This is a genomic window from Metabacillus schmidteae (assembly GCF_903166545.1).
In the GTDB taxonomy this organism is placed as follows: Bacteria; Bacillota; Bacilli; order Bacillales; family Bacillaceae; genus Metabacillus; species Metabacillus schmidteae.
The window spans coordinates 1,022,814-1,043,460 of sequence record NZ_CAESCH010000001.1 but is presented as its reverse complement, the minus strand read 5'-3'; the positions used below and the strand labels follow the sequence as shown (position 1 = coordinate 1,043,460).

Genomic DNA, 20,647 nt, shown 5'->3' with positions numbered 1-20,647 from the left:
AAGATAATCAAAACATGATTTAATAAATTAAATTTATCAAGTCAACCTTTTCAATATTTCCGAAGTATTTTTTAACATCAATGTTTTCAAATACTTTCTCGATTGCTTCTTTTTCATAGCGTGCACCAATTAAGGCATTTTCCACTTCTTCAACATCAACCGCACCGAAAAAGTCTCCATAGATTTTACAATTTTCTATGATGCCCTTCTGTACTTCGAGTCGTAAATCAATTTGTCCGACTGGAAACCGGTGTGAGTGCTGGTAGTTAAATTTCGGTGATTTCCCATAATTCCAATTCCAGTTTTGATAACGTTCTTTTGAAATTTCGTTTATCTTTTTCCAATCATCTTCCGTAAGGTCATAGGTTGGAATTGAATCAGTTCCGTCAAATATATAGCGAAGCAATAGCTCTCTAAATTGTTCAATCGTTATACGTTCATTTAAATATTCGCTAATATTTGCTACCCGGCTTCTAATTGATTTAATTCCTTTCGATTCAATTTTATCTTTTCTCACTTTTAATGCAGAAACAACACTATCAATTTCTGAATCAAATAACAATGTACCATGAGAAAACATTCTACCTTTCGTCGAGAATTGAGCATTTCCGGAAATCTTGCGGCCATCACCAGCAATGATATCGTTTCTTCCACTCAATTCTGCTTTTACGCCTAGTTTTTCAAGTGCTTGAACAACAGGCTCGGTAAACTTTTTAAAATTATGAAAACTTTCTCCATCATCCTTAGTAATAAAACTAAAATTCAGGTTTCCTTCATCATGGTAAACTGCTCCACCACCTGACAGCCTTCTTACAACATGAATATTTTTTTCTTCAACATATGATGTATTAATTTCTTCAATGGTATTTTGATTTTTTCCGATAATGATCGATGGTTCATTTATGTAAAACAATAAATACGTTTCATTTGGATCTAAATGTTTAACTGCATACTCCTCGATAGCTAAATTTATTCTCGGATCTGTGATTCCTTTATTATCAATAAAAAGCATATATTTTCCTCCATTAAACGTTTATCCCACTCAACAGTAGCACAAAAATAGCTTCTCACACAAAAGTGTTGCTTAAACAATTCTTTTTCAGAGGAGGAATTTGCCTAGGTTCATCATTATTAATAGATTTCCTTTGCATCCACAGGTAAACTTCTTACTTGTTTAAGATATGCTGTCATATTTTTATCATCCTGAATTGGATATGTAAAGGAAAAATATTCTGCAACATCTCCAGCTAACGTCCGAAATAATTCACAAGTGACAAAAATGGAATTCCACATATTTTCATCATTTCCATTTGAATAGGTTTCTTTATACATCACCCAATAAGATTCCGGAAGATACTTTTTGAAATACTTGCCCATCTTTCCTGTTGAGACGTTGAAGTCATGTTTTGTCCCAATCCACCACGAAACCATCTTATCAAGTGAAACCCGGGAAGTCTGTTCAAACATTTGTTTTGCATACGGCAACTCTTCACGCCAAATTCCTTTTGCAACGTTTTGCAAGCACCACCAAAAATCATTGCAGCAACTAAAGTACAGCGCTTCTGTTGGTTTTTTAACATGGTAGTCAATATCTGTTGGCACAGGAATGATTGGCAGACAGTTGTCTTTATCTAACAATGGGACGGTAAGTTTATCTTCCATGTATCTATCAATCATCGATTCTTTTGTTTCAATATGAAGATCAATACGATTTCCATCAGTAAAAAGCATTAAATAGCCGTAAGAACGTTCAAAATCCATTTCTTTACCACAAGCCTGATCTAGCCTATCAGGCTCTTGAATCATGAGTAAATCTCCGAAATTCTTTATCCAATTTTCATCTTCTATAAAAGAAGCTGTTTCCGTTACCACATATACAATATCGTAATCTTGAAAAATATCTTTTGGAGCATTAGCATTTGTTCTGGATCCGTTCATATAAACAGCCCTAATCCGTTCATCTCTTTGAGCTATCCCTATTATTAAATCAAACATTTCCCTCTCGCTTCTCATGACAAAATCCCTCCAAATGTAATAGTAAGAACTGAATGGTTTCAAAGGAGGAGCTCTTGAAAATTATCTACTATAAACTAGAGTTACTTAATGAACCCGTTTAGTAAATATTTTCCCCATTCCCTCATTGCAATTGCTTCTCCTGCTTCAGCAGCTTTTCTTAACCATTTTTCCCCTTCTTCAATATTTTTCTCTAATTCTCGTCCTGTTAGTAATCGATAGCCTAATATTCTCATTGCAGTTGGATATTGTAATTCAGCTGATTTTCTAAGCCACTTTTCTCCTTCTCTCACATCTTTATTTAATCCATCTCCAGTGAGTAGACGGAAACCTAATTCCATCATTGCCCATCGATCCCCTAATTCTGATGACTTCCTAAGCCATTTCTCTCCTTCTTCTAAATCCTGCTTGATTTTTTCACCTGTTAATAATTGATAGGCCAACTCATTCATAGCACCAGTCTCTCCTGCTAGAGAAGCCTTTCGCAACCATTTAATTCCTTCATCTACATTGATTTTTTCTTTTTTTTCATTTAAATCGATTATTTGGGTAAATTGCTCTGACTTATGATTTTGGTTTTCATTTTGATTCACTACATTGTCCTCCTGAAAATTTGTGCTTCTACAATAGATTTTGTCAGGGTCGCCGTTTATATTTTTCCCTCCCAATTCCTCACCTCTTACCCCCCTTGAGTGCTAAGGATTCTCTTTATATTCTATGTTAGTTCCTTAATCAGTAGTTGTTAAAAATTGAAAAAGTTCTCAATATACTTCATCTGCTTTCATAACTAAAAAGGCATTATCACAAGCATGTTTAAAAAAGCAACTGCTGGGATAACGCCTTTATTAAATCCGTCCACTTAACAATAAGGCCAGAAGAATTCTACTCTCTGCAACGAGAGATATTACAATCCTATTATAGTGGAAAAGCGGAGAATTCGACCTATTATTAGAATCCAATACAATTTCAGACGAAATTAAACTACCTATCCCCCACTCTTATATGGGGAACAGGTAGCTACGGTGTTTTTTTGTTGTCTCAAAACTGTAGGTCATTTCAACTACCGCTGTCCCTACTCACGAATAATTCTATGATTTTAATAATCTTTTACTACTTCGCAACTGCTCTTGATGGTTTCTTTACCTTCTTGCCTGGGAACCACCAGTTTAAATCCCCTAGTAAACGCATCGATACAGGAACTAAGATTAATCGAATTATCGTTGCATCAATTGCGATTGCAACGGCCATTCCTAAACCTAATTGCTGGATCGGTAAGACACTTGTAATAGTAAATGCACCAAACACAGCGATCATAAGGACGGCTGCACCGGATATCATTGGGGCAGTTGCCTGTAAGCCTGTTGCAACACTTTCTTCATTATCAAACCCTTTTTCATAATCCTCTTTTATTCTGCTGATTAAAAATACTTCATAGTCAGTACTTAAACTAAATAATAGGGTAAGTAGCAGGATCGGAACAAAATTTTGCACATAATCTGCAGGTGTGAAATTTAATAATTCCGAACCGTTACCATATTGAAACACAAAAATAAGAATTCCATAAGTTGCACCAAGAGATACTAAATTCATTAAAATTGCTTTTAACGGCAACCATACACTTTTAAATGTTAGTAAAAGAATAAAGTATCCAATAATTAGCATTACGATAAGTACTTTTGTAAAGCTGCCCTCAATTACCTGATTACTGTCTATTCCTTCCGCTGTTTCTCCACCAACATATGTGTTTATGTTTTCTGGCGTATTAACATCTTTTATTTCCTTTTTAATTTCAGACACTAAACTTCTAGTTTCCTCCGAAGCAGCAGCATGTTCAGGAATAACCTCAATAATAGCAACCATTTTCTCAACATCTATATAGCGGTTGACTAATCCTTGTAATTCCTCAGGAACATGATCTAACCCTTTTAATGTCTGAACAATTGTATCTGAATCATTATTATTGAAAATAACCGGCAGAGAATTAATAATATCTACATGATCTAGTTCACTTAACCGTTCAGACAAGTTACTAAGATATTCAACGTTTTCAACTTGTTCAAAGCTATCACCACTAGATTCCACTGTAACATACACAGGTGATGTGTAGCCTTCGCCAAAATCTTCTTGTATAATTTCATAACCCATTCGTGAATCAGATTCTTCCGGCAATATTCTGGCATCAGGTGTAAATGTACTTAAATCTTTTGAAGGTATTGCCATCACACCTAACATTATTAAGGAAAGAACTAAAAATAACACAGGTCTCTTCATTATCTTGTGTGACCAGTTGTACCAGAATTTCGGTTTTACTATTTTCTTTCTTGATAGAAAAGGAATTTTCCCTTTATTAATATTAGCACCTAAAATGTACAAAACTGCAGGTAGTAGAGTTAAGCTTACAAGCAATGTTATTGCAACAATTGCAATTGCTCCTAATGCAATTGATTGAATAACTCCTAAATCAACAATGAATAATACAGACATACATGCAATAATCGTTAGTGCTGAAAAGAAAACAGCATCACCTGCAGTTTTCATTGTAGTCGTTAAAGCCTTCTTCTTATCACCGTGTTTTGCTATTTCTTCCCTAAAACGGTTTACCATAAATAATGAATAATCAATTCCTACACCAAGACCTAGCATTGTTGCAGCATTTGTTACAAATATGGAAAGTTCTGTTTGCTGTGCAATAAATGTCATGATCCCTAAAGTTGTCACTACTGATGCAACAGCAACAATTAAAGGAGTAAGTGCAGCAACCAATGATCCAAAGACTAATAGCAATATGATAAGCACCAATGGTAAGGTTATTAATTCAGCTTTGGCTAGTCCCTCTTGGCTCAATACATTAATTTCTCCCCAAAACGAGGCAGCACCTACAAGATAGATTTCAAGATCACTATTTTTAAAATGACTTTTAATATCCTCTTGAAGAGAAGGTAATTCATTTCTAGCAAAACCGTCGTCCTCATTAAACCCAATAAATGCTACAGTTGTGTTTTCATCACCAACTAAACTCGCCTTTGCATCTTCAGGTGCATTAAGGTATGTATACATACTTGCGACGTCTAATTTTTCATTGTCCTCAATATAGTCAATCGTTTCTTGTAAATTTTGCTGATACTCTTCGGTTTTAACTTCATTCACTTTATCTCTAACTACTAAGGTAATGGATGTTCCTGATCGACCTGTAAAATCCTTAGAAAGCAACTCATTTGTTTTTAAAGAATCTGAGCCATCAACAGTCCAACCTCCTCCACTTAACAGTGGGGTCAATTGACCAGCAAATATCCCAGCTACAATGAGGATCACCACCCATGTGGTAACGATTCCCCACCTAAGTTTTGATATAACATTACTCAGAAAATTGAAAAAGTTATGCATAAAAGCTCCTTTCTTTTTTTACAGTCTATAGTTCTTTTACTAAGGAAAGTACTTTTTTATACTTTTTTAATGACAGTTTCATTTTATTACCATTGCTTAAAAACAAATATTGCAAATCAATGGCTGCATGCTCTGTTAGTTTCTTTCCAGCCAAAATATCAATAACTAATCTAGAAGAAATGGCCCCAAAAAGCATTGATGTATAAACTATCTGAGGAACGTGGTACTCTTCATTCTTCCAATTCCGTTCTAGATCTTCAAGCATTTCAAGAGAAATAGCTTGAAGCGGTAAAATTTTATATAAGATTTTAAAAATGCCAAGCTCACTAATATCCTTTTTATTAATTTTTGAATAAAATGGATCAGATCGATTTTGATAATTAAAGTACTGTACATATTGAGTTGGTCCGATATCCCAACCAGTAATAACTGATCTTTTATAAATTGCAGCATATTCGTGTAGCAACCATTTTGCTTGCCAACCCGCGCGCTCTGTTACATCTACACCGTCGATAATAATGTCAGCATCTTGAACACAAAGACTAACATTAACTTCTGTAATCCCCTCATCATAAACCCTTACTTCACAATATGGGTTTATTGAAAGAATGCGTTCTTTCATAACCTCTGCCTTATTCCGCTCAAGATCCGTTAAAAACGCAGATTGCCGATTTAAATTATTTAATTCATATGCTCCATTATCAGCAAGGATAAACCTTGTTGCTCCCATACGTACTAATGGTTCAACACTAGCCCCTCCTGTTGAGCCACATCCGGCAACTAGTATGCACGAACTTTTTAATTTTCCCTGTACATCTTCTCTAACAAAGGTACCATTTCGTTCAATTAACTGAGTATAAAAATCCAATTCATTTTTTTGGTTTTGCTTTTCAACTATTCCTTTCATACATCCACCCTCCTTTTTGGATTAGCTTCTTGAACGGACCAGATTCCTTAATGCAGAAGAAATCTTTTGTTTCCCCTCTAATAGCTTAGTAAGCATTTCTTCTTTCGAGCATACCTCTTCCGAATTTTCTGGTAGTTGGATAACAAAGGGAAGCACTTTTTTTCGCTTTTCATACATACGGTAAAATAGGTCCTGCTTAGATAAAACCGGTCTCGTATTTTCAATGACAGTAACATCTAAACCAAGTAATTGTATATGTCGAAAAGCTCCTGTTAATTCTAAATCCCCTACATAAGCGGTTAATCCTGTTGGTGTTTCTTTTATCAATCGTGTAACATACGCTAAACCTGCTAAAAGTTCCAGAGAAACACGATGACCAAAAGTATCCTTTCGTTTACTCTTAACAAACCGCTTAATCTCTCTCACAGAATGAATAGGAACACTTTGAAGCCATTCGAGTTCATTAAAAATATATTTTCCATGGGCAATTTCACATGGAAACAGAGGTCTATCTTCTGTTTCCATGTGTAAATGTGTTAGCCCTTTATACCTTTCCATTGAATAAATACAAAGGTAACAAATGATTTCGCCTGTTTGGTGATTCATCGTGACAAGATGAATATCTTCACAATGTGCCTGCTGAAGTGGCTCATGGAATATTTTTTGCTGATAGACAAGGTTGGGATCTATCCAATCTAATTTTAAATATTCACTTAATCGAAATGACATGATACCTAATAATTGATGCTGTAATAAATCCTCATTTTTAATAGCTATTGTTGATAATCCAAATCGATCTATCTTTTGATATAAAGTCTTTTTTAGCGTACACTCATCAAGTAATGAGTGATATGTTAAATGATTTTGATTATCGACTATTTCCCTAATATAACGCTCAGTATTAGTCGTAACATGAGCATTATGCATCTTACCAGACTGCCTCTTCAATTTTATCTTCTTGATATAAGAAATCAGTAATCGCTAATGCTAGAACTTCTGGTGTTCCTTCGTAAATCCGTGCCCCTAATGCTTCTCTCATATACTTCTCAAGATGATGATCTCTAATATACCCTCTTGCTCCTATTACCGACATTGCTTCCTCTGCTACTTCAATAGCGATTCGATCAGCATATAATTTAGCAACAGCCGGTTCAAACACTGGAGCCGGTAATGAATTATCTGCTTCGAAAGAGGCTTTTAAGTACAATAATCGCGATGCTTCGATTTTTGTCGCCATTTCTGCTAGTTTTCGAGCAGTAAATTGGTGTTCGTATAACTTTTTACCACCTTGAATACGTTCGCCTGCCCATTCGGTTGCTAATTCGAAAGCTCCTCTTGCAATCCCAGTTGAAATCGCAGCAACCGTTCCTCTTGCCATATTCATTTGTTGAATAGATATAAGCATCCCATTTCCTTCTCCACCAACGATGTTTTCAGCGGGAACTCGGACATTATTAAAGACTATTTCTGTTCCTAGGCATGACCTGTAACCCATTTTATCTGCAATTCCATTAAACGTTACACCATCAGTATCTAGTGGAATAACAAAGCAAGTTAAGCCCTCGGCACCTACATAGTCTTCTAGATTTGCATAAACACAAGCAAACTTAGCAACTCTTGCATTTGTAATATATTTTTTAACCCCATTAATTACATATTCATTACCTTCTTTTCTAGCGGAAAGAACATTCATTGCATATTTTGCATTTTCGGGTATTAATAGATCGCATCCAGCATCTGGTTCCGTTATTGCATTTGATGCTAATACAGGCTCATCACTTGAAAACAGCGGTAAAAATCGATTTTGCAATTCCCGATCAGCTGATAAAAGAATCGGTGCCTGTCCTAACATTGTTGCCCCAAATATTAATGCAGTACCTGCATCAACAGCGGCAAGTTCTTCCATTGCAACAGATGTCCCTAATATGCCATATCCTAAGCCACCATATTCTTTTGGTATCGGTAAACGATGCAATCCCAACTTTGCTCCTTCTCGAACAATTTTCCAATTAAAATCGTCAGCTGGTGCTTGATCTAATTCTCTTACAATTGGTTTTACATGGTTTTGTGCAAAGTTTCTTACTAAAACTTTTAGCTCCTCTATCTCCTTCGGTAAAGTAAACAATGATTTCTCCTCCATTTATACTAAACTAGTATGTTTGTTATAAATTTCATCGTATCTATTAAATGCTGGCTCTAACATTGGTACAAATTCTAATACTTTAGGAATGCTCCCTTTTATTCTTACTTTTCCCATTGCTAACGCTAAAGGCATTAACAGTTCCCCCCGCCAAAGTGAATGGGCAGTATCACATGACATTTTAATAGAAATCGCAGCATTATTGATTTCTGAATCAATAAGAACTTTATCAGGAGAAAAATACACTTCAAAATCGGGGTTTTTATGCACAATTCGTGCATCTAAATTTGCTTCTCTCATTTTTGCATTCACGTGTTCATCATGAATTAAAATCGTAAATAATTCTTCGAAAACAGCTACAGCAGTCTCTCTTGAAGTATAGATCAATTGTTATTCCTCCTTTGGTATATTTGAACTTGTGTAGGCCTAGCACAAAATTCCTATTTCATTAAACAATCGGACAAAGAAATTGTCAACTAATGTAAATTAATACAGTATTTAACACAACAGAACATTTGAAATAAAATTTTCACATTATTTTTACAATTGATTTTGACCACCATCTATATGTATTGACATAGATGACTTTTAGTCAATTCCTATCATATCCAACTCCCTCTAATGACCTATAATAAATATTTCAACTCAGAAATATTTTTGTAATATAAATGTAATATAACTATTCGTTTGAATACGCTTTCTTCAAATGGTGTAATTGAGAGTTTTCTAGGTAAGATGGTACTTAGAGATTTATCATATTTTTTTATTTTTCAGTGATTGTACCTGTAATAGATATTTAGCGTGAAAAATTTCCCTAACAGAGAAATAATCTATATAAAATGTTTTGTAATTGTAAATAAAATTGGAGAATGTGTATTATGGGGTTCTTAATCGAATTTTTCAAAATGTAGAAGCTGTTAATAAAGGAGAAGCTGCTGTTACTGAGCTTAAATCTGAGAAATATGTAATGTCACCAGAAGGAGAAATCAATGGATTACTGGATAGATATTGCTCAGAATTTATTTGTAAATGCGTTTAAGAAACAACAACTTAGTTGAACCGAACCATTAGACAGAGACACCAAACTTTTCAAGGTATCCTTAAGTTCCATTTAGAAGAACAAAATTTGGTGGCATTATATTATTTGATATCTCTGCTGAATAGAATAATTGTCTATATAAATATAGATAAAAAGAACTCAATGTCAGCCCTTTTTATCTATGAATTTATTATGGAATTTTCACTTTAAAAGAGTCAAAATCAACCGGCTGTATAAAATCTCCTTTGTATTCTAACTCTGTTTCATTACCATTTGCGTCAATTTCCACTCCTCCCCCGTCAGAAGGAATGACTAAATAAGGAGTGATTGTCAATTCAGTAACATGAGAACCAACGGAGTCAAATTGCTTACTGCTCTTGAACTCTATTCTATCCTCAACCCTCTCACCTGTTGCCCCACCGGAGTGACCTGTAATTTCATTTCCATCTTGATCTACGACCAAGAACTCGATATTTCCTCCGCGACTTATCTCAAAATCTGTTTCCTCTTCTGAACTCTCGTAAGCTATACTTAAACCAGTTTCACTAAAAGATAATTCTGTGACATTAAGGGTCAACCCATCAACAGTTTGTGAATGTTGAACAGGAATTTTATGAATATCGGCAATTTTTTCTATTAGGGTTGAGAAAAACCATGTTTCTCCATTTTTCCCATGCAACATCAAACCAAGTTCGAACTCCTCCGGCATTTCTTCTCTCACATTTATTTCTTGAATGGCAGTCCGAGTTGTTGCTGAAAGGGTATCTTCACCGTAACTCCCAGAAGATCCAGCAGGAGAATTCCCATTAATCGTAAAATCCATTCCAGCACCAAAATAAAATTCATCAAGTTCCTTTTCAGATTCAATGAAAAGACCGATTGTAAGATTATTTTGATCATATAAAATTTCATCAAGTGTAACGGAAATTCCATTGACCGTCTGTGTCTCCCCAATCTCATTCGTTAGCCCATTTTTTTGTGCTTGCTGTAAACCGATCAGATCAGAATTCCCGAAAACAGAACCGATAATTGGTATTTGTGACAAACTGCTAGCTAAAGCTGGAGAATAGTATGAGGAACCAATTAATATTCCAAAAACAGCGGCCACACTGCTTAAAGTATAAATTATTTTCCTTTTGCCATTGGTCATTCTCAAACGTCGAGGTGTATCTAATTGCTCTTGTGCTTGAACGATTCCCGAACGAATAGCTGAACGAACGTGATTCTGTGGAAACTCCTCGAAAGGATCATGTGACTTTTTCATTTAATTTATAACTCCTTTCTAATTCATTTTTCAACTTTTTCCTCGCTCTACGTAAATTTGTTTTCACTGTACTAACCGGCTTCTCCATCACTTCGGAAATATCTTTAATAGACAAGTCATGATAGTAGAATAAGATGATTGATGTTTGATAGGACGTGTTTAGCATCGATAATGCCTCACTCAAATGAAAAGAATCTATCTCTTCGTCCTGCTTGCGATCTAATCTCTTCAACAGTTCGCTTTCCTCATAAGGAATCGTTTGGTCTCGTTCTTTTAACAACCGATAGCATTCACGTATTAGAATTCTAAACAGCCAAGTTGAAAAATACTCCGGATTTCTCAATTTTCCTATTGCGAGGAATGCATTGTACGTCGTTTCCTGAATAGCATCCAAAGCATCTTCTTTTTTACCAACATAAGAAAGAGCCTTGTAATATAGCATTTTTTCTTCTTTAAAAAGCAATTCTTCAAAAGCTTCCGCATCTCCATTAATCGCCCTTTTTACCGTATGTAGATCATGTTTCATCTTGTCATCACACCCTCCTCTCACTAATTAGAGTGATTTGAACATACAGAAAGATTCAACTTTATCATTTTTTCTTAATATTTTTTTTATTAAAGTGAAAGTTGTAAAAGATACTAAAAATGACTGCCTTAATCAGCAGCCATTACGTAAATAACTGTTTTTTGGTTTTTGGTAAGATTGCCTTTATAGTTCTTTTTTACATATTACCATTAGAAAATTTATTGAAGGTTTATCTTTCATGTTCTTATTTGGCTCATCTATTTCTGATAACTCTACCAGCCCATAATTCCCAAAATCCTGTTTTATGGAGTCAGAATCATAAAAATACATTTTTACGCCTGCCATGATCTCAAAATAATCTTTATCCAACTGTTTGCCTTTTCCAAACATTGGGGCTTTTTTTGAAACAGTTGTAAAAACCATATATCCATTTGGCTTTAACTGATGATAGCAATCTTTAATAAACTTCTCTCTGTCTTGCTTATTCAATAAATGAATAAGTGCATGTGAAAATATACCATCATAGAGTTTATTATCAAAGGGCATGTCATTTACTGAACCATGAAAGATTCTACTATCAATTCCACTTTGCCTCGCCAAATTTATCGCAGTTTTTGATATCTCAATACCTGTTACATCTATTCCATTTTCAATAAATACCTTTGCATTTCTGCCATATCCAATACCTGGAATCAGTATATCCTTAATTTTCTTTTCAAGAAAAAATTCATTCGTTAAGATGGCGGAGTCTGTCGGTTCAAATCCCCACATCGTTTGTTTATCTATAAAACTTGATTCCCAGAATTCCATTACATATCTATCTCCTTTAATTAAAGATATAACGACTCTTTAATAACTATAATAAGTCTGTTTCTTTTTGTAAATAGTAATTCCTTTACAATTGAAGGAATGTAGTCCCGATATTTTCATTCTTATCCTTACCAATTCCTATCATTTATAACTTCATAATTTCTTCAAGAATTAAAAAAGCGCCTTTCCTTGTTCCAGAATCGCGCTTGATTATTAAATAAACTGTAACACCTATGTTTATTTAATAGTTATACTTTTGTAATTTGATATTTTCGATCAAACAATTTAGATATGATAAATGCTGCTCTTCCAACTAGTAAGTATAAGAATCCACCGACTTCTATAGTGTATCCAAAGGGAGGAATGAATTTAGGTATAAAAATCATACCTATAATAGAAGGAGTTATAATAAAAAATAGCGTCAAAAAATCTTTCACTTTATTTGGCACTTTGTAAACTGATTTTTGCAGCCATTTTAAGATTAGAAAAACATCGAGGAAAATAATAGCAGCAACGATAAAAAAAGTAACAACAGCTGTCCCTACATATACTGTCTGATTGCTATCTCTAATAAAGTGTATAATGATGTCTCCGATTCCGTTCACAATAGCAAAGATGCTTGCTAGCTGCAGTAATAAAAATCCTATAAAAAATAGTGTACTTTTCCCCGGTTCTTTAGGTAATTGCTTTAACATTTCATCACAGTATGCTGATGGATTGTCTCCAAATACATCCTCTGCGCGTTTTCCTTCGGCCTGCGCCTCTATTAAATGATCTAAAAGCTCCATTAATAATTCTTCGGATTGTTGTTCTGATGCTGTAACATTCGTTCGGATATAAATTAGCATATTGCTGTAATATTCTTCATTTTCCTTCGAAAGCTCTTTACGTTTTTTATTGTTAAGTCGAATCAATTTTTTAGCGTTCATTATCAAAACTCCTATTCAATAGTGAGTAGATCAATTGTCTCAGAGTAAAATAGCTATTTGGTCACAAGTTATAATACTTTTATATATACAATATTTTACATTTTTACACGTCAGGAAAATACTGTTATTTCAATGATAATTAAAAGATTAAAAACCTAAAATTATTATTTTAATAAAACAAAAACAAGCTTTAACTCCTATGTGCTTCTGAATCAAATAGCATAATTACAAAAACGCATAGGTAAAACGGTATGTTTTGTAATCGTTTTAGATAATTAATTATTCCCAAAAAGCTGTCAGGCCTATATTGACAACTTTTATTATTCATCGACAAAACAAACTACTTTCTTCCTATTTTCTACATTTCTTTCTCTCAAACTTATCCACGCTAGCCTTCATTAAAAATAAAAAAGTAGAGAAACCCGCTTATTTGTTCGGATTTCTCTACTTACATAATTCCCTATTATTTAACTATCTGGCGATTCCAGTGGCGGTGTGCTGAAACAGCTTGGACAAAGTTTTGAGCAAATTGATTCATATTTTCATCTTCTATAATGACTCCAGGACTGTCTGTCATTACGTCCTTCGGCAGCCAGTCAATACCTTCAAATGTTGCTCCAATTGCTTTGTAATGAGAGAATGCTTCCTTAATAAAGTAAGCAGCTTCCTCTTTGAATGTTTGATTTACACCTTTTCCACCTGCAGCATAAATCGCATCAAATTGAACCGAATCGCTAGTTAGGAAGGTATGATCTACGGTAAGTTCTAAACCATCAAATCCTTTTTTATTTCCAAGTTTATCACTGATTATTTCAACTTGAATACCTTCAGATTTTAAATCGTGACAAATATTTATTACGTCTTCCCCTTTAAAGTCGGGACCGATAATGACTCCAACTTTGCGTGTATTCGGTAAAATTTTTGTATTTAATTGGCTTAGCGCCGGTGAAGATTTCGTTACCTGTGATTCCCCTTTTTGGGGTGCTGTCACACCAAGTGCTGAAGCCACTTCAGATGCTAACTCTACACTCACATTAGCAAACATATCAACTACCTGCTGCTGTACGGATTTGCTTTTTACCTTTCCAAGCTCAAACTTAAATGCTTCAGTGATATGTTGCTTCTCAGGTTCGCTCATACTATTCCAAAACATAGTAGCTTGAGAGAAATGATCTTTAAAGCTTTCACTTCTTCTTTGGACCTTACGCCCTTCTACTTTTTCCTGATAATGCACATATCCTCCTTCTTCTTCGCTTGCAGGAGCTGGTGTATTGGCAGCAAGTGAATTTTTATGATAGCTTACTTGGCCAACATTAATCGTTTGGCGTCCAAAGCCATCGCGTTGATTATTATGGAATGGACAAACAGGACGGTTTATTGGCAGTTCATGAAAGTTTGGACCTCCAAGACGGAGTAATTGTGTATCTGTATAGGAAAATAAACGTCCTTGCAGCAATGGATCGTTCGTGAAATCAATACCTGGTACAACATGACCAGGGTGAAACGCTACTTGTTCTGTTTCTGCAAACACATTATCTACGTTTCTATTTAATGTCATCTTTCCAATGATTTTAACCGGGATATCTTCTTCCGGCCAAACTTTTGTCGGATCAAGGACGTCAAAATCAAATGTAAATTCATCCTCTTCAGCAATTAACTGGACACCTAACTCGTACTCCGGATAATTTCCTGCTTCAATTGACTCCCACAAATCACGGCGATGAAAATCAGGATCTTTACCAGCGATTTTTTGTGCCTCATCCCAAACGAGTGAGTGAACACCTAACACAGGCTTCCAGTGGAATTTGACAAAATGCGCTTTTCCTTCATCATTAACAAAGCGGAATGTATGGACACCGAACCCTTCCATCATTCGAAAGCTTCGAGGTATAGCACGGTCAGATAAATGCCACATAATCATATGAGCTGATTCTTGATTATTGGCAATAAAGTCCCAGAATGTATCGTGTGCACTAGCTGCTTGCGGCATTTCATTATGAGGCTCTGGTTTAACCGCATGGATGAGATCCGGAAATTTAATTGCATCCTGAATAAAAAAGACAGGGATGTTATTTCCAACAAGATCATAATTCCCTTCTTCTGTATAAAACTTTGTCGCGAAACCACGGACATCTCTTACTGTTTCAGCAGAACCACGCGAGCCAGCTACTGTTGAAAACCGTACAAAAACAGGTGTTTTTACAGATGGATCTTGTAGGAACTTTGCTTTTGTATATTTTTTCATTGAATCATATACTTCAAATTCACCGTGTGCTGCAAAGCCGCGTGCATGAACAACCCGTTCAGGAATTCTCTCATGGTCAAAATGAGTCATTTTTTCACGAAAATGAAAATCCTCCATTAATGTCGGTCCACGTTCTCCTGCTTTTAAAGAAAATTCATCTTCCGATACGTTAAGACCTTGATTTGTCGTCAGCTTTTCCCCTTCATCACTAACACGGAACTGTTCCAATTGCTCATTTTTGCTATTTTCATTCTTTTTCCCTTTATTATGCATAGAATTGCTCCTCCCACAGGTTCTTTATATGTAAAACACATTCACATTACTTCCTACCCTTATGTGAGTTCGAGCAAACGGGAAATTTTGAAAGACTATGAGATTCTCTTCATTAATTACATATGAAACCGAGTAGTCCCTCTCCTTTGCACAATAAAAGGTCAGCCAGTTTTTCTGGTTGACCTTTATAATGCAGAAAATTATGATCTTGTGGTTAGCAAAAAAAAGTTCTACCTATTTTAAAGACAATTTAGTATCAGTCAAATCAGCTTGTACTTCCTGAACAGTTTCTTCTACTTCCAGTCGACTTACTTTTTCACGACCCTCTTTTATTGCTTTCAATGTTTTGTGTGCAATTGCTAATGGTAATTTACAGAACAGTAAAATCGGTTTTTTATTAATACTCTTCATATATTCATCTGCCATTTCCAAGTTTTCAGTAGCATATGCGATTAAGTCTTGTTTATTCCAACCATCCGGAAGAAAACTTACACCTCGTTGATCCATATCTTCATCCTGGTTACGCAAAATATTAATCGCCTGTAATCCCCGTCCATATCCAATGGCTAATTGACGATCTGTTTCAATCCCGTCGTGCCATTTCCATAAATCTGAAAGCATAACCCCGACAAGACCGGCAACATAATACGTATAGTCATCCAATTCTTCGCGGGTTTGGATTTTCCAATTCGCTTTCGCCCACTTGGCCATCCCATTTGCCATTTCACTGGTTGCAGCTTGGACACACTTTTTCGCCCCTGCTGGAGCTAATAATAGCCAATCTGCTAAACGTAATGTCACTTCCGGCAATACATTCGCATAAGGTGAGACTAGCGTTTTATATTTATGCTGATTAAAATCTTCCTCAAGTAATAACTCACTTACTTCTGTCAGTAAATAGTGTTTCACATCATTAGAAATTTCTTCGTGGTCTTCAATTTCATCAATAGCACGCATCGCTAAGTAAGCAACTGCTACGGCATCTTTTAGTTCCTTTTTTAAAAACATAATGGGTATGTAAAATGTTCGACTTGTTTTCTTAAGTACTTCCATTGCCTCTTTCTTCAATACCTTTTGTTCTTTCATCCCGATTCCTCCGTTTAGGTTTGAGACAGGTGCAGTCCTTGTCCAAGGTTTCTCTCACTTTTTCCTAAATTAATGATCAATTATTTAAATCGCCATATATCCATTCAATAGTATTCCCCTAATACATTTTAACAGCAATCGTGAATAAATTCCCGATTTGAATAGACCGGTCGTCTGTAACAGAAAACTAACTTAAAATGAAAAGGCATGAATTTACTATTATCGCTATATTGTAAAAATATCGTTATTTATCTAAAGTGCAAAAGTTTTTCAAGCTGAAGATTACGTTCTTTAAGCAGAGTTTGTCCCAAAACTATCTCTCCCCATTATACATTTCTTTTAATATTCTATTAAGTAAATGCTATTCCTTCTGCCCAAAATAAAGCTTCTGTATCATTATTTTCTTCACAATATTTTCAAATATGATCTGATATTCTTTTACAACAAAAAGTAGAAGTTATTTTCTGAGGTTAAGTCGTATTCAAAAGTAAAAAAGATGGTCAATTCTTTTATCATTTGCAGTGCTGTTTTGAATACCAATTTTATTGAGGGATCGAGATGGTCCGCGTTTATCGGTTGGGGTATAAGGTAAAGCAGGAGGAATTGGAAAAGAAACAGCAAAGTTATTTTTGGAGCATGGCGCTAAGGTTGTGCTGGTAAATGTACTTATTATCAAATTGAATATTATTGATAGAAATCTAACATTTTATCAATAAAAATGAAAATGGTTTACAGTTTTTATAGTAAAAATAATAAAAGCTGCATACAACAAAACCCGATGTATGCAGCTAACTTATATTTACCTATCTATAAATAGAAAAACTGACTCTCAAGAGTTAGTCATTATTATTTTGTTTTCTACGTGATTCTCCACCTTTTTCACCAATTTCCTGATAAAATTCTTTATCATGATTTTTTGAAGTGGCTTCTCCACCTTTTTGGCCAATTTCCTGATAAAACTCTTTATCATGATTTTCGGCAGTGGCTTCTCCACCTTTTTGGCCAATTTCTTGATAAAACTCTTTATCATGATTTTCTGAAGTAGCTTCTCCGCCTTTTTGACCTATTTCTTGATAAAACTCTTTATCATGATTTTCAGATGTAGCTTCTCCGCCTTTTTGACCTATTTCTTGATAAAATTCTTTATCATGATTTTCGGCAGTGGCTTCTCCACCTTTTTTTCCTATTTCCTGATAAAACTCCTTATCATGATTTCTTGAAGTAGCTTCTCCACCTTTACGTCCCGCTTCCTCTAATGTCATTTTTTTATTATTATCTTTTGCCATCTTTAACATCCTCCTTTAAGTCATTTCATATTTGCTTACGCTAATCTTGTACCACCCTATCATTTTTCTAAAACCTATTTTCTGTGTTTAATATTTTTGTAATATTTTTAATCTATTAGTTAGTTTTCAAAAGGTTTTATCTGTTATTTCCAGGGTATAAAAAATAAAAATAAGAGAGTTTACATTTAAAGGAGGACTAGTTATGAAAAAGGTTTTGATGGTTGTTGGAATAGGAGCAACTGCTTCAATGTTGTTATCTTCTAAGTCAAATAGAATTAAGCTTGAGAATTCATTTAGAGATTGGATGCGGAAAATAAAACCTTCCAGTTATGCTAAAAATAATAATCTCCCAATTGAAAAGGGAGGAAACCCTCACCCTCAAGATTTGGAAGACAATAAAATGGTAAGTGAAGGTGCTATGTATTCAGTTAATTTTTATAATGAAAAATTACAATAATAACAGATTAAGCGGGGGTATACCCCGCTCATTTTCCTTTTAAGAGCAGTTTTTAAAGTTCAATTAATAATTCGTTTTTTGTGAGGTGGAAAATGGCTTTATTTTTCTTAGTTATTTATTTCATCGTCATTGCAACGGTAATTGAAATCCACGTTATTTTGTTTCGGTTAACAGATCTTAAATTGGAGGTATCAAGGTTTCAAGTTATATCGCTTATGACAGGAACAGGTTTTACTACTGGTGAATCTGAGCTTATTTTGGGCCATCCTATTCGCAGAAAATTAGCGATTTTTCTTATTTCATTTGGGGCGGTCTCACTCGCTGTGATTATATCTTCTATTAGTAATTTCCTATCAAGTAATATGAACACGAAAGAAGTTATCTATATTGCCGGAGGAGCCATCCTTATCCTAGGCTTATTAAAACTGCCATTCATTCAAAAAACATTATCAAAGCTCTTTACTTATCGTTTGAAAAGAAATGTAGAAATAGGTGACTTGCCGATTCGGGATGTCTTTTTAACAGAGGAAGAGGATGATCTTCTCAATCTACATATATATAAGGAATCTTCACTTGCTTCAAAATCAATTAATCAAGTGATAACAGAGCATGATCAGTTAGAGTTTGTCGTTCTTTTCATCAAAAGAGGCGAAATGAAAATTAGAACAAACCTATATGATACAAAAATACAGGAAGGGGACCAAATCCTTTTATTCGGAAACGAAAAAGTAATGAACGAAAATTTCAAAAATGATATTAATATTATGGAAGAGCAATTAGATAAGCAGATTCATGTTCCAATAGATGAACATTCGGTAAATAACAAAAAAAGCCCTTGAATGGGCTTTTTTGTTAGATCTTTTTAACTTCCAAATACATAATTTGATGACCTTTACTTTCATAAACTTTAAATAAGTATCCATCATGAGAAACTTCTGCACCCTTTTTGAAGTCAAAGTTTTGAGTCAGAAACCATCCGCCAATTGTATTCATTTCTTCATCATATAAATTGATATCAAGTAATTGGTTCACATCACGAATTAATACTTTGGCATCTAATAAGTAATGGTTTTCTTTTATTTTTCGGATGTCAGTAACTTCCGTTTCATCAAATTCATCTCTTATATCTCCAACAATTTCCTCAATTATATCCTCCACAGTGACTAAACCTGAAGTTCCTCCGTATTCATCTATGAGAATTGCCAAATGATGATTTTCTCTTTGCATTTTTCTTAGTAAATTTCGAATAGGGATAGTTTCAATGACACGAATAACCGGCTTAATAAAAGATTTCACATCCAGCTCTGCTTCCTTATTTCCCTTTATACTTGTTGCGGTCAAAAACTCTTTCATATTCATCATCCCAATTATGTGATCTTTATCATCTTCAACGACTGGATAGCGTGTATATTTCTCCGTTTTCACCTTATTAATAACCTCATTAGCTTTATCACCAACTGATAACGTAATCATATCCGTACGGGGGACCATAATTTCTTTGGCAATTCTTTCATCAAATTCAAAAATATTGTTCACATACTGTAATTCGTTTTGATTAATTTTCCCACTCTTATAGCTTTCTGCCAAGATGATCCGAAGTTCTTCTTCCGAATGTGCATTTTCATGTTCAGATGCAGGCTTCAAGCCAAATAAACCTACCAATAAGCGTGCGGACCCATTTAATAGCCAAATAAAAGGATACATTACCCGATAAAACCAAATAATTGGAGCAGAGAAAAGAAGTGCAACCGTTTCAGCCTTTTGAATGGCTACTGTTTTAGGTGCTAGCTCTCCAACAACTACATGTAAAAACGTTACTACAACAAAGGCGATCCCAAAAGAAAGAATATGTGAGACAGATTCATTTACATGCAGAAGAGAAAAAACTGAATGCAGCAACGTTTCTACTGTAGGCTCCCCTAACCAGCCAAGTCCCAAAGCAGTTACAGTTATCCCCAATTGACATGCTGATAAATATTCATCTAAGTGTGTAATCACTTTTTTTGCTGAAACAGCACCCCTTTTTCCTTCTTTCACCAATTGGTTGATTCTCGATGTACGTACTTTGACAATTGCAAATTCTATCGCCACAAAGAAGCCGGTTAGAGCGATTAAAAGGGCAATTAATACTAAGTTGAATATAGTCATCGAATCACTAAACATAAACGTCATTTCCCTCCTAAACCTCGGTTCGTTCATTGTATTCCTATTAAAAAACACCGTTCTCAGGTTTTCGAACGGTGTTAAAATCATTGTTTATAACGAGTTTTTTATTTACCGTATAAAAT

General features: G+C 34.7%; 18 protein-coding genes. 2 read left to right on the top strand and 16 right to left on the bottom strand.

Annotated elements, in window-relative coordinates; translation table 11 throughout:
- Nucleotides 1-19 precede the first annotated feature (19 nt).
- The 15 genes from HWV59_RS05060 to gsiB all read right to left on the bottom strand — a co-directional run bounded on the left by HWV59_RS05060 (nucleotide 20) and on the right by gsiB (nucleotide 17,902).
- Complete coding sequence (locus HWV59_RS05060) at nucleotides 20-1,012, bottom strand: lipoate--protein ligase (RefSeq protein WP_175638226.1); 993 nt, start codon at nucleotides 1,010-1,012, stop codon at nucleotides 20-22.
- Between the two features lie 119 nt (nucleotides 1,013-1,131).
- Nucleotides 1,132-2,013: an aminoglycoside 6-adenylyltransferase gene (locus HWV59_RS05055; protein WP_102228266.1), complete on the bottom strand. Its 882-nt coding sequence runs from the start codon at nucleotides 2,011-2,013 to the stop codon at nucleotides 1,132-1,134.
- 83 nt (nucleotides 2,014-2,096) lie between these two features.
- Complete coding sequence (locus HWV59_RS05050; RefSeq protein ID WP_102228265.1) at nucleotides 2,097-2,606, bottom strand: tetratricopeptide repeat protein; 510 nt, start codon at nucleotides 2,604-2,606, stop codon at nucleotides 2,097-2,099.
- Between the two features lie 517 nt (nucleotides 2,607-3,123).
- Complete coding sequence (locus HWV59_RS05045) at nucleotides 3,124-5,328, bottom strand: MMPL family transporter (RefSeq protein ID WP_175638225.1); 2,205 nt, start codon at nucleotides 5,326-5,328, stop codon at nucleotides 3,124-3,126.
- Nucleotides 5,329-5,422: 94 nt separating this feature from the next.
- Nucleotides 5,423-6,304 carry a HesA/MoeB/ThiF family protein gene (locus HWV59_RS05040; protein WP_102228263.1) on the bottom strand — a complete coding sequence of 294 codons (882 nt, stop codon included), beginning with the start codon at nucleotides 6,302-6,304 and terminating at the stop codon, nucleotides 5,423-5,425.
- Nucleotides 6,305-6,325: 21 nt separating this feature from the next.
- Nucleotides 6,326-7,231 carry a hypothetical protein gene (locus HWV59_RS05035; RefSeq protein ID WP_102228262.1) on the bottom strand — a complete coding sequence of 302 codons (906 nt, stop codon included), beginning with the start codon at nucleotides 7,229-7,231 and terminating at the stop codon, nucleotides 6,326-6,328.
- A gap of 1 nt (nucleotide 7,232) precedes the next feature.
- A complete protein-coding gene (locus HWV59_RS05030) occupies nucleotides 7,233-8,429 on the bottom strand; it encodes an acyl-CoA dehydrogenase family protein (protein WP_217708439.1) in 1,197 nt (398 codons plus the stop codon).
- 15 nt (nucleotides 8,430-8,444) lie between these two features.
- Nucleotides 8,445-8,831 (bottom strand): hypothetical protein, encoded by a 387-nt coding sequence (locus tag HWV59_RS05025; RefSeq protein ID WP_102228260.1) that lies wholly within the window; start codon nucleotides 8,829-8,831, stop codon nucleotides 8,445-8,447.
- Nucleotides 8,832-9,673: 842 nt separating this feature from the next.
- Nucleotides 9,674-10,747: a DUF4179 domain-containing protein gene (locus HWV59_RS05020; RefSeq protein ID WP_175638224.1), complete on the bottom strand. Its 1,074-nt coding sequence runs from the start codon at nucleotides 10,745-10,747 to the stop codon at nucleotides 9,674-9,676.
- A complete protein-coding gene (locus HWV59_RS05015) occupies nucleotides 10,731-11,273 on the bottom strand; it encodes a sigma-70 family RNA polymerase sigma factor (protein WP_102228258.1) in 543 nt (180 codons plus the stop codon). Before HWV59_RS05015 ends, HWV59_RS05020 begins: the two co-directional genes overlap by 17 nt.
- Nucleotides 11,274-11,456: 183 nt before the next feature.
- On the bottom strand, nucleotides 11,457-12,083 hold the full coding sequence (locus HWV59_RS05010) for a class I SAM-dependent methyltransferase (RefSeq protein ID WP_102228257.1): 627 nt from the start codon (nucleotides 12,081-12,083) through the stop codon (nucleotides 11,457-11,459).
- A 248-nt stretch (nucleotides 12,084-12,331) separates the two neighbouring features.
- Nucleotides 12,332-13,012 (bottom strand): DUF1129 family protein, encoded by a 681-nt coding sequence (locus tag HWV59_RS05005; protein ID WP_175638223.1) that lies wholly within the window; start codon nucleotides 13,010-13,012, stop codon nucleotides 12,332-12,334.
- A 463-nt stretch (nucleotides 13,013-13,475) separates the two neighbouring features.
- On the bottom strand, nucleotides 13,476-15,530 hold the full coding sequence (locus tag HWV59_RS05000; protein WP_102228255.1) for a catalase: 2,055 nt from the start codon (nucleotides 15,528-15,530) through the stop codon (nucleotides 13,476-13,478).
- A gap of 234 nt (nucleotides 15,531-15,764) precedes the next feature.
- Complete coding sequence (locus HWV59_RS04995) at nucleotides 15,765-16,616, bottom strand: squalene/phytoene synthase family protein (protein ID WP_102228254.1); 852 nt, start codon at nucleotides 16,614-16,616, stop codon at nucleotides 15,765-15,767.
- 836 nt (nucleotides 16,617-17,452) lie between these two features.
- The gene (gsiB, locus tag HWV59_RS04990; RefSeq protein ID WP_102228253.1) at nucleotides 17,453-17,902 is read right to left on the bottom strand and encodes a glucose starvation-inducible protein GsiB; all 450 of its coding nucleotides are present in this window, start codon (nucleotides 17,900-17,902) and stop codon (nucleotides 17,453-17,455) included.
- 202 nt (nucleotides 17,903-18,104) lie between these two features.
- Here gsiB and HWV59_RS04985 point away from each other — a divergent pair, with 202 nt between their 5' ends.
- On the top strand, nucleotides 18,105-18,359 hold the full coding sequence (locus HWV59_RS04985; protein WP_102228252.1) for a hypothetical protein: 255 nt from the start codon (nucleotides 18,105-18,107) through the stop codon (nucleotides 18,357-18,359).
- 92 nt (nucleotides 18,360-18,451) lie between these two features.
- Entirely contained in the window at nucleotides 18,452-19,198 is a 747-nt protein-coding gene (locus tag HWV59_RS04980; RefSeq protein WP_102228251.1) for a TrkA C-terminal domain-containing protein, read from the top strand.
- A gap of 13 nt (nucleotides 19,199-19,211) precedes the next feature.
- Here the strand turns inward: HWV59_RS04980 and HWV59_RS04975 are convergent, their stop codons facing one another.
- Entirely contained in the window at nucleotides 19,212-20,507 is a 1,296-nt protein-coding gene (locus HWV59_RS04975; RefSeq protein WP_102228811.1) for a hemolysin family protein, read from the bottom strand.
- Nucleotides 20,508-20,647: the final 140 nt, after the last annotated feature.